Raw genomic sequence first — 13,907 nt, 5'->3', positions numbered from 1 at the left:
GGCTATGCCGCGCTCCGGTCGCGCGGGGACGGCGCGGCGCGGTAGCAGTTGCGCCCCGCGCGCTTGGCGTCGTACATGGCCTGGTCGGCCGCGCGGATCAGCGTGTGCGACGTCATGCCCGGCTCGAACGAAGCGATGCCGATGCTGGTCGTGACGTTCAGCGTGAAGGCCCCAAGCTGGAATGGCGGCACCATCGCGCCGATGATCTTCTGCGCGATCAGGGCGGCAGCCTGCGCGCCTTGCAGGCCTTCGGCGATCAGCACGAATTCGTCGCCGCCCAGCCGCGCAACGAAATCGGCTTCGCGCACCACGGCGCGCACGCGGCTGGCGAACATGCGGATCACGTCGTCGCCCACGTCGTGGCCATGACCGTCGTTGATGGCCTTGAAGCGGTCGATGTCGAAGTACATCAGCGCCAGCGCGCCATGGCGCTGGGCGCGCGCCACCGCCTGCTCCAGCTGGCTGGTGAAGAAGCCGCGGTTCGGCAAGCCCGTGAGCGTATCGTGATGGGCACGGCGGAACAGTTCCTGTTCCATGTATTTGCGCGCCGTGATGTCCTCGGTGACGGCCAGCACGCCGACGACCTGGCCGCCATCGTCCTTCAGCGGAATCTTGCTGGTCTCGAACCAGCGATCGGTTCCGTCGATGCTGCGGTCGAGCGCCTGCATGCGCATGCGCGACAAACCGGATTCCACCACTTCCCGGTCCACCTGGTGGTAATGCGGTGCCTGGTCCTTCCAGTGCAGGTCGAAGTCGGTCTTGCCGATCAATTCCGCCTCGCTGGCCAGCCCTGCGTCGGCCAGCAGCGCGCGGTTGCCGCCTTCATACACACTGTCGGCGTTTTTCCAGAATACGCTCTGCGGAATATTGTCGAGGATGAGCTGCAGCATCTGGCGTGACGCGTACAGCGCGCGCTCCGCCTCCTTGCGCTCGGTGATGTTCTCGGCAAAGCCCAGCACATGCGTGACCTCGCCGCCCGTGCTCATGGGAATGACGACGATCGACGCGTCGACCATGCGGCCGGCGGCATTGGCGATGCGGGTGGTGTAGGCCACGGCTTTCCCCGCCAGCGCATCCGCGAGATGGCGCCGGACCGTGTCGCGGTCCTCGATCCCCGCGTACTGGTCCGCCGGCATGCCCCGCAGCGCCTGCCCCTCGGCACCCAGCTCGAGCAGCATCTGCCGGTTCGTATGCAGGAAGCGCCCCTGCGCGTCGATCGCGAACACGGGGAACGGGTGGTGTTCGAAGAAGCTTTCGAAGCGTTCGCTGAAGTCTTGCATGGCGCGCCGGCGCGCGCGATAGCGGGGCCAGGCGGCCGCCGCGTAGGCGGCCACCAGCGAAACGAGCATGCCGACGAGGGCGAACAGCGCCGCCGCGCGGGCCGGCCGGTCGGCGGCCTGGCCGGGCTTGGCATGGAAATGGATTTGCCAGGTCCGGTTGGCGAACTGCACCTGGGCCATATAGGCCGGACTGACATTGGTGGGACGATGGCGGTCGTCCATCGAGCGTGGCGGCTCGTTCGACGCGAAAACCAGATTGCCGCGCCCGACCGTGCCATCGTAGACCTCGAGCTCGAACTGGCGCGCCATGCGGCCATTGTCGAAGCCGAGGAACATGCGGTCCAGGTACAGGGTGGAAAACACGAAGCCCTTCAGCGTGCCGCCCGCGCGGCCCGGCGCCTGCACCGGCGAAAAGATCTGCAAGATCGCACTGCGCTGCGGATCGAGCATGGCGGGCATGCGCCGTGTCGCCGCCGGGCCGTCGCGCCACGCCGCTTCCTGCATCGCGGCCCAGCGCTCGGGGAACGCCGAGAAATCGCGGCCGCGCAGGGCCATGATCCGGCTGCGGTCGAACGCATGCTCGCCGTACATCATCGGGTAGCTGTCGTGCGCGCCGGGCCGCCGGCCGACGATGCGGAAACCCGGCATTTCCTCTTCCGCAGCCGCCTCGAAGCGGGCAATCTCCTCGACCGGCACGCGCGGCAAGTAGCCGAAGGCGCGGATGCCTTCGAAGCGTTCGAACACGCGGCTCGCCTGGGCGAAATCGGCGAATTCGAATGCGCCGATCCTGTCCGACGCGCTGAACAGCGCGGCCAGGTCGCGGCTGGCGCCGGCGTACAGGTCCAGCCGGTGACGCAGCAGGAACAGGTAATCGTCAACGGCATCCTTCTGCTCCGCCGCCAGCTGCGCTTGCCCGTAGTCGTAGCGGGCCACGCCGGCGTACAGGGACAGCATCGCACCGGCAACGAATACGCCGATAGGAAGCGCGTGCGCACCTAGTGACGTTTTGATACGGTGAAAGAATGAACCCATATTGTCCCTGCGGCCGAGAAGCCAGACCCGCCATGGTAGCAGGGACTAAGTTGCCATAGATCAACAGTCATTGCATTATTTGTTCAGGACGCTGAAAATGCAACGGAATGTTTATTTTATGACACAATTGCCACGTTCCTGGCTTACCAGTCGAAATCGTCGGGGATCTTGTAGTCGGCATAGGGATCGTCTTCGCCCACCGCCTCCGCCGGCTTGTTGACGCGCACCACGATGCCCGGATCACGCTCGGCGATCTTGTCGGCCACCACGCGCGGTACCAGTTCGAACGTTTCGCCCAGGCCCACGATGACCAGCCGGCCGGCCACCAGGTGGTCGCGCACGGCGGCAGACACGTGGATGCGCTCCACTTTCGTACCGAAGGTGAAGTTGTAGGCGATGTCGCCATTGCCCTTGCCCTGGCGGTTCTGCTTGACCAGCTGGGCGATCTGCGCGGCGATCTCCTTCTGCCTGGCCGCCGCGTCGCGCTGCGCGTTCAGTTCGCGCGCCCGCTCGGCGTTGCGGCGCTGGGCTTCCTGCGCCGCCAGCCGCGTCTCGTCCACGCCTACCGTGCCGCTGCGCCGTTCATCCTTCTTTTGCTTGCTCTTGTCCTGCTGGACCTTGGCCGCCTTTTTCTTGTCGACCAGGCCGGCCTTCAGTAATTGTTCCTGCAACGAGACCATTGGTGTTCTCCCTCTTTCGATCCAACCCCGCAGCATAACAAAAGCGCTCCAAGGTGGAAACGCTTACCATTGCACAGTTACCAATTGCAATCGATCCGCCATGCACGACCTGCTGCTCACCCCCATCGTCTTCCTCGTCACGGCCGTGCTGCTGGTGCCGCTGGCGCAGCGCCTCGGCCTCGGCTCCGTGCTCGGCTACCTGATCGGCGGCGCCATCATCGGGCCGTGGGGCCTCGGCCTGATCGGCGAGGTGGAACTGATCGCCCACGTGGCGGAAATCGGCGTGGTGCTGATGCTGTTCCTGATCGGACTGGAACTGCAGCCGTCGAAGCTGGTGGCGATGCGTACCCTGGTACTGGGCGGCGGCGCGCTCCAGATGGCAGCCTGCGGCGTGGTGCTCGGCGCCGGCGCCTGGTTCCTGGGCATGCCGTGGATCGGCGCCCTGGTGGCCGGCATCGCGCTCGCGCTGTCGTCGACGGCGATCGCCGTGCAGAACATGAACGAGCGCCATCTGGACAACACTCCAGCCGGCAAGGCAGCCTTCTCGATCCTGCTGTTCCAGGACATGGCGGCGATCCCGCTGCTGGTGGCGATCCCGCTGATCGGCGGCAGCGGCGGCGGTGACTTCAACTGGCTGTACGCGATCGGTGCCGTCGCCGCCGTGCTGCTGGTGGGCCGCTATGCCATGCGCCCCGCCCTGCGGCTGATCGCCCGCACCGGCCTGCGCGAGATCTTCACGGCCTTTGCGCTGCTGCTGGTACTGGGTATTGCCCACCTGATGGAACTGGCCGATCTGTCCATGGGCCTCGGCGCCTTCCTGGCCGGCGTGCTCTTGGCCGGCTCGGAATATCGCAAGGCCCTCGAAACGGACCTGGAACCGTTCAAAGGCCTGTTGCTGGGCCTCTTCTTTACCTCGGTGGGCATGTCGGTCAATTTCGGCCTGCTGGCCGGCGCGCCCGGGCAGATCGCCGCGCTGACCATCGGCTACGTGGCGCTGAAGATGGTGCTGCTCGGCCTCGTGGCACTCGTTTTGCCGGTGGCGCCCGTGCAGCGCTGGCCGTTCGCCGGCGTCTTGGCCCAGGGTAGCGAATTCGCCTTCGTGGTGCTGGCGGTGGCGCAGGACGCCAACGTGCTCACGGCCCAGTGGCGCGAGACCCTGGTGCTGGTGGTGGCGGTATCGATGGCGCTCACGCCGCTGGCCATGGCCGCGGCCGAACGCATCAGCCGCATGCTGTACGAGATGCCGCCCAAGCCGGCGGACACGATCGAGCCCGACGGCGCGCGCGTGATCATCGCCGGCTTCGGCCGCGTGGGCCAGATCGCCGGCCGGATGCTGGCCGCCTCCGGCATCCGCATGACGGTGCTGGACAACGACCCGGACCTGATCGACATGTTGCGCCGCTACGGCCTGCGCGTGTTCTATGGCGATGCCACGCGCCTGGACCTGCTGCGCGCCGCCGAGGCGGACAAGGCGGTATTGCTGATCAACGCCATCGACGACATGGAAGCGAACCTGCGGCTGGCCGAGCTGGCGCGCGAGCATTTCCCGCACCTGAAGATCATCGGCCGGGCGCGCAACGTGACGCACCTGTTCGAGCTGCGCCAACGGGGCGTGGACATGGTGGAGCGCGAAACCTTCGAGTCGGCGCTGCGTATCGGCGAGCGTGCACTGCGGCAGCTGGGCGTGGACGAGGCGGCCGCCGAACGGGCCCGCGCCACGTTCCGCGACCACAACCTGGCAACGCTGGAATCCATGTACCCGCACTTCCAGGATGAATCGCAGATGATCTCGATCGAGGAGGAAGCCCGGCAGGAACTGGCGCAGTCGTTCGAGCACGACCGCATCGGCCTCCAGGCGAAACGGCAACCCGGCGGACGCGAATGAAGCGCCCGCCGCGAAGCCCTTTACCGCGGCCGGCATTCGGACGATACTTGCCGCTCCATCGTTTTGCACAAGGAGATCCCGAGTGAAAAAAACCCTGCTGGCCACGCTGATGCTGGCCGCGTTCGCGGCGCATGCGGACACCCCGACATTCGCCCCGCAACGCCTGTCGCAGCACGTCAAGGTGCTGTCTTCCGACGCTTTCGAGGGCCGCGAGCCGCACACGGCGGGCGAGACGAAGACGGTCGACTACCTGGTCGAACAGTTCAAGGCGGCCGGCGCACAGCCGGGCGGCGACATCGTGGACGGCAAGCGCACGTGGACGCAGGAAGTGCCGCTGGGCCGCTTCCAGATCACCGGTCCCGTTACTCTCGCCGTCCAGGCCGGCAAGGAATCGCTGAAGTGGGCGCAGGGCGAGCAGATGGCCGTGCGCGCGGCGATGAACGGCAAGCCGCTGGTGGACTTCAAGAACGCGCCGCTGGTGTTCGTGGGCTACGGCGTGAAGGCGCCGGAGCGCAACTGGGACGACTTCAAGGGCCAGGACCTGAAAGGCAAGCTGGCCATCGTGCTGATCAACGACCCCGATTTCGAGACGGGTGCGGGCGACTTCGGCGGCAAGGCCATGACCTACTATGGCCGCTGGACCTACAAGTACGAGGAAATGGCCCGCCGCGGCGCGCTGGGCACGATCATCGTGCATGAAACGGCGCCGGCATCGTATGGCTGGGCCACGGTGAAGAACTCGAACACGAATGCCATGTACGACATCGTGCGCAAGGAACCGGAAAAGTCGCATGCGCCGATGGAGGCGTGGATCCAGCGCGATGCCGCGGCGGACCTGTTCAAGCGCGCCGGCCTCGATTTCGAGACGGTGAAGAAAGCGGCGCAGGGCCGCGACTTCAAGCCGGTGACGTTGACCGGCGTCACGCTGTCGGCCCGCTACGCCGTGGATGCGCAGGTGATCAAGTCGCGCAACGTGATCGCCCGCATCCCGGGCAGCGAGCGCGCCGATGAAACGATCATCTACAGCGGCCACTGGGATCACCTGGGCGTGGGCGCGCCCGATGCGAAGGGCGACAAGATCTACAACGGCGCGGTCGACAACGCCACCGGCATGGCCGCGCTGATCGAACTGGCGCGCGCCTACGCGAAGGGCCCGGCGCCGAAGCGCAGCGTGGTATTCCTGGCCGTGACGGCCGAGGAAAAGGGCTTGCTGGGCTCCGAGTACTATGCCGCCAACCCGGTCTACCCGCTGGAAAAGACGGTGGGCGTGATCAACCTGGACGCATTGAGCCCGCACGGCCCGTCGCGCAACTTCACGATCTCCGGCAGCGCGAAACTGGACTTGCTGGACCAGCTGGTCGCCAAGGCGCGCCAGCGCAACCAGGCCTACGCGCCGGACCCGAAGCCGGAGGCGGGCTACTTCTTCCGCTCCGACCACTTCTCGTTCGCCAAGCGCGGCGTGCCCGCCCTGTCGTTCGGTTCGGGTGAGGACTGGATCGAGGGCGGCACCGCGGCCGGCAAGGGCGAGGAAGAGAGCTACACGAAGGACCGCTACCACCAGCCGGCGGACGAATGGAATCCGAAGTGGCCGTTCACCGGCATGGCCAGCGACCTGCAGCTGCTGTACGGTCTGGGCCGCGACCTGGCCGATTCCGGCACGTGGCCGAACTGGGGCAAGGATTCGGAATTCCGCGTGCTGCGCGAATCCAGCGCGGGTATCCGCTAAACGAGGGTCCGTGGCCGCGCACCAGCCGGTGCCGGCCGTGGCTTCTCGACGGCGTGGGCGGCCGCGCAGGCCACCACGCCCCCAACCAGCAGCACCATGGCCGCGCTTTCGAACAGCGCCGGCCACCTTCCCTCCCACAGGAAGCCGTACAGGAGCCCGAACAAGGTTTCGAACACGGTCATCTGCCCCGTCAGCGCGAGCGGCAAGGCGCGGCTGGCGACATTCCACAGCGTATTGGCCACGACGGAGCACAGCAAGGCGACCGTGCCGACCAGGCCGATGAAGCGCCACCATGCCGCCGCGTCGTGACTGCCCTGGGCCCAGGCGAAGGCCGGCACGGCCAGCACGAGGGCCTCGATCCCCGTCACCACGCCGATCAGCAGGCTCCACTGCCCACCCGACACCGTGCTCGCACGCGCCAGTGCGCTGCTGTTCCATACCGCATACAGCGTCCATGACGCGAGGGCGCCCAGGGCGCACAGCAGGCCGGCCAGCGAACCCGATGCCAGCGCATCGCGGCCGATGCAGGCCAGTCCGGCTGCGCTCAGCAACAGTGAAGGCATCAGCCGGCGCAGCGGCACCGCATGGCGGTCGCGGCTGCCGGCCAGCGTGATGGCGATCGGCGCCAGGCCGATCACGAGCGAGGCCATCGCCACGCCGCCGGCTTGCACGGCGGCGGCCAGCAGCACGTAATAGACGATATTGCCTGCCAGGCCCAGGCCGATCAATGCGCGCCATTCGGCCCGCGTCAGGCGCGCCGTGACGGTCCGCCAGGAGGGTGCCAGCAGCAGCGCGGCGAGGATGCCGTAGGCGAGGTAGCGGCCGGCGGATAGCTGGATCGGCGCGAAACCGGGGGCCAGCTCGGGGGCGAGGAAGATCAGCCCCCAGATGGCGCCGGCCGCGATGCCGGCGGCGATGCCGCGGCGGTGCTCGTGATGAACCATCGAGAATCTCCTGAAAACGAAGATTCTCCATGGCCGGGTTGCTATTTTCTTGACGATCCCTGCCGCGTTTTTGTACCGTTCTCGCGGCTGGCGCGGCGGTAGGCCGCCGGCGTGGTGTCGAGCACGGTGCGCATGGCCCGCGTGAGCGCGCTCTGGTCCGTGAAGCCGGCGGCCAGCGCCACTTCGGCGATCGCGCGGTTGCCGGTGGCGAGCCACTCGCAGGCCCGTGCGAGCCGCCGCGCCATCAGCCAGGCATGGGGAGTGGTGTCCTGCTCGTCGCGGAACAGCGCGTGCAGCCGGCTGACGCTCACGCCGGCATGGCGCGCCATCGTTTCCGTCGTCCACGGCAGGCCCGGCTCGGCCTCGATCGCGGCGCACAGCGCGGCCAGCCGCGACACGGCTTGCGCCGGCGCCTCGGCCAGCGCGTCGAACAGCAGCGGCATCCAGCCCTGCACCAGCGCAGGGCGCGGCGGCTGCGCGCTCCGCATCAGCGCCATGTATTCGACGAGCTTGCGCGCGGCCGGACTCAGTGCCGTGAACGGCCGCTCCAGCAGCCGCTGCCAGTCGCCCTGCGCGAAGTAGCCGATATCGGCGTCGATGTCGACGATGACCGACCGGTTGCCGCCCTCGCCGCTCTGTTCATGCCAGGCCCCCGGCGCCACCAGCGCGCCATGCAGCGGGTCGAGGCGCCCTGTGCGGCCGTCGATGTCGAGCAATACCGTGCCGGTCACGGGCAACACCAGCTGGGCGTACGCATGGCGGTCGCCCTGGCGCTGCGGGCCGTAGCTGCGCAGGTGGATGTCGGCTGGAGGCAGGTCGAACATGGCGAAAAAAACAGCAGGGGTTGGCAAGTCTAGCACGGCGACAATGGATGAGTTCGTGTCCCTCGGTGCCTGGAACCACGAGACACGGCCTCAGCCGTGGATCAGCGCTCGGCGATGCCCAGCGCGGCAAAGTGCAGCACCCACTCCCGGCCGCCATCCACGCCGATGAGCGCGGCGGCTTCGTCGTCGTAGAAGGCGCCGACGGGACAGGCGCCCAGGCCCCGCGCGGTGGCGCCCAGCAGCCAGCGCTCGCCGAGCAGGCCGGCTTCGATGAAGGCGTGGCGGTAGCCGCGCGCGCCTTCGGCCAGCAGCGTGCGGCGGTCGGCGGAGAGGACGAGCACCACGGCCGCGTCGCCGATTACGTCCTGCGCCAGCGCGGCGGCGCGTGCGGCGGCGGCGAATTCCCCGCTGCGCACCCGCTCGATCGCATGGCCCGGTCCATGGCGGTAGACGCCGGGCGCCAGGCCCTGCACGCGGTTGACGACGAGGTAAGTGCGCACCGCGGCGGACAGTTGCGCCGGCTGCCGCATGTCGGCCAGCAGCGACGCGAGCAGCGGCAGCGGCACGGCGTCGGCGGTAAAACGCCGCCTGCTGCGCCGTTCCATGATGGCGCGCGCGGCCGGCATTGCCGCAGGCTGGGGCACCGGCAACGCGCTGCCGGCGCCGGCGTCCTCCACCGGCAGGCGCAGCGACGTGGCTTGCTGCACCCGGCTGGTCGCGCCCAGGCTGCCGGCGTTCGCGCCGGCCGGTGCGAACGCGCGTGGCGCGGGGCGAGTCCCGCTGCGCAGTTCCACCACGGCCAGCGGCGCTTCGCGTACCCCATCGATGGCGAGCGCCGCCGCAAGCCGCCCTTCGTCGAAGCGCGGTGCCAGCACGGCGTGCAGCCCGTTCGCGTGCGCCGCCACGCGCAGGTTTTCCAGCAGGTGGCCCGCATCGGCCACGGCATAGCGCCAGGCCCTCTCGCGGTACTTGTAGCCGGCGCGGTGGAAGATCGATGTCAGCACGACGGCGGCATCGGCATCGCCGGCCGACGGCACGCCTGCCGCATCCGACAGCGGCCCCAATGTCGACAGCCGGTGGCCTTCGGCGTCGTAGTGGTAGACGCCGGGCGACAGCCCCGTCACGCGCCGCGCCAGCAAGTAGAGCTCGCTCGGGAACAGCCCGCCGGACGACGGCGCCGCGCGCAATGCCTGCCCGCCGCGCCGCTGCGTGATGCCGGCCGCCAGGTGCAGCAGCGTGCCGACCTCGGTGAGCATGAGCGGCTGCGTGCGCGGTCCCGGCGCCCGCAACGCGGCGGACAGGGACGTGCCGGCCGCCACGACCGGGCCGAGTGCAACGGCCGGCGCGTCCCGATAGCGCTTGAACGGCGGCGGCGCATCGCCCCAATCGATACCGGGCGCGCTGCCGAACACGCCGGTGCGCGACAGCGAGGAATGCCGGTGAAAGTGCACGACGGCCGCCACGTCATCCTCGCTTGCGGCCGGTTCCGCCGCGGGGACCGGCGCATGCGCCGCACCGGCCAGGTAGCCGGCACCGAGCGCCAGCGCGGCCACTCCGGCCAGCACCGGCAATGAACGCTTCGGTTGCGCACGCCGCGCCGTCGGCCGGCCGCCGCCGCGCAGCGACCGCCACACGACAGGCAGGTTGAACCACAGGTGCAGCGCCACGAGGCAGAGGGTTCCGTAGCCAAACAGGTAGTGCCAGTCGAACACGGGCAATTGCTGGTTCGCCACCCAGAAGATGCCCAGCCCCGCCGTGGCCAGCAGATAGGCCATCAACAGCACGCTGAGCTGCACGTTCAGCGCATGGCGCGCGGGCGCCTTGCCGCGCGCCATGGCCACGACCAGCCATGCGCCGTACAGCGCCAGCGGCAAGAGGACCCAGGCCAGCTTCGGCATTGCATTCCCGGCAAAATGAAGTAAGTTTGATTCTACACAGGGCCGAACCAGAAGTATGCAACCCGGCCTTCCCGCCACGCTTCCGATCCAGACGTATATATGGAGGGATGATGAAAGCGAAAACGATCCTGGCGACCGCGGCCGCCGTTGCCGCCGGCACGGCGGTCCTGGCGCCCTCGCTGGCCGAGCGGCGTGCCGGCTTCGATCCCCTGCTGGCCGGCGCCCCCACCTGCATGCCGGCCCAGCCGGGCCGCCCGCCGCTGCTGGAAGGGCTCGTGCTGGCCCAGGCGGAAACGGCGCCGTTCCGGCCTTCCGGCAAGGCGGCGGAGCAACCGGCAACAGGCATGCCGCCGCTATACGGCAACCTTGGCACGCTGAGCATGCCCGTGACCACGCAGGCACCGAAGGCGCAGGCATATTTCAACCAGGGCCTGCGGCTCACCTTCGGCTTCAACCATGCCGAGGCGGCGCGTGCCTTCCGCGCCGCGCGCACGATCGATCCCGACTGCGCCATGTGCTGGTGGGGCGAGGCACTGGTGCTGGGCCCGAACATCAATGCGCCCATGTTCCCGCAGGCGGTGGAACCCGCCTACGCGGCGGCGCAGGCCGCGCTGAAGCTGGCGCCGCGCGCCAAGCCCGTGGAACAGGCGCTGATCCGCGCGGTGGCGCGGCGCTACGATGCATCGCCCACGGCGGACCGGGGCGCCCTGGACAAGGCCTACGCGGCGGCCATGACCGACGCGGCACGCCCTTCCCGAACGACGATACCGTGCAGGTGTTGTTCGCCGAATCGCTGATGGACCTGGCGCCATGGGATTACTGGGAAGCGGCCGGCACGCGCCCGAAAGGCCGCACGGCCGAGCTGGTCGATGCGCTCGAGCGCGTACTGGAGCGCAATCCCCGCCACCCCGGCGCGGCCCACTACTACATCCACGCCATGGAGGCATCGAGCCACCCGGAGAAGGCGCTGCCCCCTGCCCGGGTGCTGGCGGCGCAGGCGCCCGGCGCGGGCCACCTCGTGCACATGCCTTCGCATATCTATTACCGCGTGGGCATGTACCGCGAAGCGCTGCAGTCGAACCTGGACGCGATCGCGGCCGATGAAGCCTACTTCGGCAATGCCTCCAGCGACCCCGTCTACAAGGGCGCGTACTACCCGCACAACATCCACTTCGTGATGGTATCCGCGCTGATGGGCGGCGACGGCCGCACGGCGCTCGAAGCCGCCGCCAAGCTGGATCGTGCCCTGCCGGCCGAACTGGTGAAGGAATTCGCCATGATGCAGCCGGTGAAGGCGGCCCCCTATTTCTCGCACGTGCAATTCTCCAGTGCCGACACGCTGCTGGCCCTGCCCGATCCCGGCAACGAGCTGGTGCTGGTGAAGGCGATGTGGCATTACGCGCGCGCCGTGGGCCACGCCCGCAAGGGTGAACAGGCCGCGGCCGGGCGCGAGATCGCCGCGCTGTCGGCGCTGGAACGCAAGGCGGACTTCAAGCCGGTCGAAGCGGCCGGCATTCCTGCGCGGGATATCGTGCGCACGGCGCGAGCGGTGGCCACCGGCCGCGTGGCCGATGCACGCGGCGACCTGGGGGCCGCGATGAAGGCCTACCAGGAAGCGGTCGACGTGCAGGACACCTTGCCCTACACTGAGCCGCCATACTGGTACTACCCGGTGCGCCAGTCGCTGGGCGCGGTCCAGCTGCGCGCCGGCCGGCTCGATGCCGCGGAACAGACCTTCCGCGCCTCGCTGGCCCGCACGCCGAGCAATGGCTGGGCGCTGCGCGGCCTCGTCGAAGTCTACCGGCAACGCGGGGACGACGCGGCCCTGTCGGCGGCGCAGCAGCGCTTCGACGGCACCTGGCTGGGACGGGACGGCCCGCCGGCGCTGTCGCTGCTCTGAGTCGCTGCAAGTTGCCGCGCACGAAAGCCTGTTGCGTTGACATTCAACAGTGCCGCCCTTAGCCTGCTGCTTCATCGCACAGCATGGGGGCAGGATGCACGGGAACCGGAATGTAGCCACGTCGACGGCGGCACGAACGCCAATCCGGACCTGCCTGGCCGCCGCCGCGGCCGCCCTGCTCGCGGGCTGCTCGGGGCCCCTCGTGAAAAGCGCGATCACCTCGAACATCGTGCAGGAAGATGCCCACAACGCCTACCTCGTGCTGAACATCGCCCGCGCCCACGAACGCATGCCCATGCACTTCACGCAGGTGAACACGGTGCGCGCCACGCCGGGCGGCGGCGGCGGCACGCCGTTCGTGGGGCTCGATATCCCGTTTGGCGGCGCGGCCGCGCCCTATTACGCGCTGCGTCCCTCGCTCGAATCGGCATCGGCCGTCGATACCGTGAGCCTCGTGTCGCAGGAATTCATGAACGGCCTGACGACGCCCGTCGACGCACGGCTGATGGCGTATTTCGCCAGCCAGGGCTGGCCGCTGCCGATCCTGCTGTACATGTTCGTCGGCGCGGTGGAGACCTATGACAGTCATGGCAACCTGCTGCACAACCTCGTCAACAGCCCGCGCAACGAAACCTTCCCCGCGTTCAGCGCGCTGGTCGACGTGGTGGCCGGCTGCCGCCTGGTACTCTCCGAATCCACTTCATACGAATTCTATGGCGAGAAATTCCCCGCCGAGAAACTGGCCGAGATCGCCGTGGTGACGGCGGCGAAGACGGCCGGTCTCGTGCCCGTGGAAGTGGATGCGAACGGCAACCAGCTGCCCGCCGACGGCACCGCCCGCAAGACCGGCGGCCCGCGCTATTTCCGATTGGCGCAGGTGGCCAGGGAAGCGGGCGTGAAGCTCGACTCCTATGGCCAGGGCAAGTCAGGCATTGCCGGCGGGGCGGACTGCGCGATCGACAACGACGCCGTGCCCGTTGCGGCGGCCAATGCCGCCGCCGCCAATGGCGCTGCCGCGCCCGATGCCGCCCCCGGTGGGCAGGCCGGCACGCCGGAGCCGCCGGTCGCCGATACGCTGAGGCGCATCGGCAAGGCGCTGTCCACCCTGCCGATCTCCGTCGGCGGACCCGGCGACAAGCGCCGCCCGCCGGGCAAGGGCCTCGAACCGAAGGCCCGGCCGCCGGCGCACAGCGGGCCCGCCATCGCCGAGGCGCGCCTCGTGCTGCGCTCCACGCAATCGATGATCTATTACCTCGGCGAGCTCAGCCGCTACCAGAACGCCACCGACGGCACGCGCATGGAGCCTGTGTCGATGCGCATCGGCCGCGACCGCAGTGCCTACCTGTTCCGCATGCGCTGCTGCGAACCGCTGCCTGGTGCCGCCGTCGCCGTGGACTACCGCGACAAGCATTTCTCCGTGCCGGCCTACATGGAAACGGCCGGCGACGCGCGCGAGGACCGCAGCGTGCAGACGCTGGCGCTGCTGTCGCTCGTCTATACCCTGCAGAACCGCTCCGCCGCCCCGCCCGCGATCAGCAATGTGCGTGTGCTTCCCTAGCGCTCTCCACATGCCGCACCGCTACGCGGCATTCCACGCGGTGTCGTCCGGCCGTCCCGCCACAAGACCACAAGACCACAAGGCCTTTGGGTGTTATTTCAAATTCAATATGCAATAATGAGAATGATTCTCATTATTGATGGCATCCCACGCCATCGCCGTGGCCAAGTCGATAAATAT

Annotated in this window: 10 protein-coding genes; 5 read left to right on the top strand and 5 right to left on the bottom strand. The window is 68.6% G+C overall.

Annotation, left to right across the window (positions count from 1 at the left end; translation table 11 throughout):
* Window positions 1–2: 2 nt before the first annotated feature.
* Both V6Z91_RS11470 and V6Z91_RS11465 read right to left on the bottom strand, forming a co-directional pair.
* Window positions 3–2,234, bottom strand: coding sequence for a diguanylate cyclase (locus V6Z91_RS11470; RefSeq protein WP_338770480.1), 2,232 nt, complete (start codon window positions 2,232–2,234; stop codon window positions 3–5).
* A 221-nt stretch (window positions 2,235–2,455) separates the two neighbouring features.
* Complete coding sequence (locus V6Z91_RS11465; RefSeq protein WP_338770479.1) at window positions 2,456–2,992, bottom strand: DUF2058 domain-containing protein; 537 nt, start codon at window positions 2,990–2,992, stop codon at window positions 2,456–2,458.
* 100 nt (window positions 2,993–3,092) lie between these two features.
* Between V6Z91_RS11465 and kefC the strand changes: the two genes are divergently transcribed.
* On the top strand, window positions 3,093–4,877 hold the full coding sequence (gene kefC / locus V6Z91_RS11460) for a glutathione-regulated potassium-efflux system protein KefC (RefSeq protein WP_338770477.1): 1,785 nt from the start codon (window positions 3,093–3,095) through the stop codon (window positions 4,875–4,877).
* A gap of 82 nt (window positions 4,878–4,959) precedes the next feature.
* Window positions 4,960–6,603 carry a M28 family metallopeptidase gene (locus V6Z91_RS11455; RefSeq protein ID WP_338770475.1) on the top strand — a complete coding sequence of 548 codons (1,644 nt, stop codon included), beginning with the start codon at window positions 4,960–4,962 and terminating at the stop codon, window positions 6,601–6,603.
* Here the strand turns inward: V6Z91_RS11455 and V6Z91_RS11450 are convergent.
* The 3 genes from V6Z91_RS11450 to V6Z91_RS11440 form a co-directional block, all read right to left on the bottom strand.
* Window positions 6,600–7,547, bottom strand: coding sequence for a DMT family transporter (locus V6Z91_RS11450; protein ID WP_338770474.1), 948 nt, complete (start codon window positions 7,545–7,547; stop codon window positions 6,600–6,602). The two genes, V6Z91_RS11455 and V6Z91_RS11450, sit on opposite strands and share 4 nt — an antisense overlap.
* Window positions 7,548–7,588: 41 nt before the next feature.
* Window positions 7,589–8,371, bottom strand: a complete 783-nt coding sequence (locus V6Z91_RS11445) for an AraC family transcriptional regulator (RefSeq protein ID WP_338770473.1) — start codon at window positions 8,369–8,371, stop codon at window positions 7,589–7,591.
* Window positions 8,372–8,472: 101 nt separating this feature from the next.
* Window positions 8,473–10,269 carry a SagB/ThcOx family dehydrogenase gene (locus V6Z91_RS11440; RefSeq protein ID WP_338770472.1) on the bottom strand — a complete coding sequence of 599 codons (1,797 nt, stop codon included), beginning with the start codon at window positions 10,267–10,269 and terminating at the stop codon, window positions 8,473–8,475.
* 107 nt (window positions 10,270–10,376) lie between these two features.
* On the opposite strand from V6Z91_RS11440, the gene V6Z91_RS11435 reads away from it, so the two are divergent.
* From V6Z91_RS11435 to V6Z91_RS11425, 3 genes are all read left to right on the top strand, one after another.
* Entirely contained in the window at window positions 10,377–11,066 is a 690-nt protein-coding gene (locus tag V6Z91_RS11435) for a hypothetical protein (RefSeq protein WP_338770471.1), read from the top strand.
* On the top strand, window positions 11,039–12,169 hold the full coding sequence (locus V6Z91_RS11430; RefSeq protein WP_338770470.1) for a hypothetical protein: 1,131 nt from the start codon (window positions 11,039–11,041) through the stop codon (window positions 12,167–12,169). The genes V6Z91_RS11435 and V6Z91_RS11430 overlap by 28 nt, the downstream gene beginning before the upstream one ends.
* A 202-nt stretch (window positions 12,170–12,371) precedes the next feature.
* Window positions 12,372–13,727, top strand: a complete 1,356-nt coding sequence (locus tag V6Z91_RS11425) for a hypothetical protein (RefSeq protein ID WP_338770469.1) — start codon at window positions 12,372–12,374, stop codon at window positions 13,725–13,727.
* The last annotated feature ends 180 nt before the right edge of the window (window positions 13,728–13,907 follow it).

This window comes from Massilia sp. METH4, from assembly GCF_037094685.1.
Taxonomy (GTDB): Bacteria; Pseudomonadota; Gammaproteobacteria; order Burkholderiales; family Burkholderiaceae_D; genus Rugamonas.
Note: the sequence above shows the minus strand (reverse complement) of the source record. Positions and strands in the feature narration are given on the sequence as shown.

Excerpts from the sequence above, each read along its gene's own strand:
- V6Z91_RS11470 (WP_338770480.1), bottom strand. The coding sequence starts at position 2,234 with ATGCTGTCCCTGTACGCCGGCGTGGCCCGCTACGACTACGGGCAAGCG.
- V6Z91_RS11465 (WP_338770479.1), bottom strand. The coding sequence starts at position 2,992 with ATGGTCTCGTTGCAGGAACAATTACTGAAGGCCGGCCTGGTCGACAAG.
- kefC (WP_338770477.1), top strand. The coding sequence starts at position 3,093 with ATGCACGACCTGCTGCTCACCCCCATCGTCTTCCTCGTCACGGCCGTG.
- V6Z91_RS11450 (WP_338770474.1), bottom strand. The coding sequence starts at position 7,547 with ATGGTTCATCACGAGCACCGCCGCGGCATCGCCGCCGGCATCGCGGCC.
- V6Z91_RS11445 (WP_338770473.1), bottom strand. The coding sequence starts at position 8,371 with ATGTTCGACCTGCCTCCAGCCGACATCCACCTGCGCAGCTACGGCCCG.
- V6Z91_RS11440 (WP_338770472.1), bottom strand. The coding sequence starts at position 10,269 with ATGCCGAAGCTGGCCTGGGTCCTCTTGCCGCTGGCGCTGTACGGCGCA.
- V6Z91_RS11435 (WP_338770471.1), top strand. The coding sequence starts at position 10,377 with ATGATGAAAGCGAAAACGATCCTGGCGACCGCGGCCGCCGTTGCCGCC.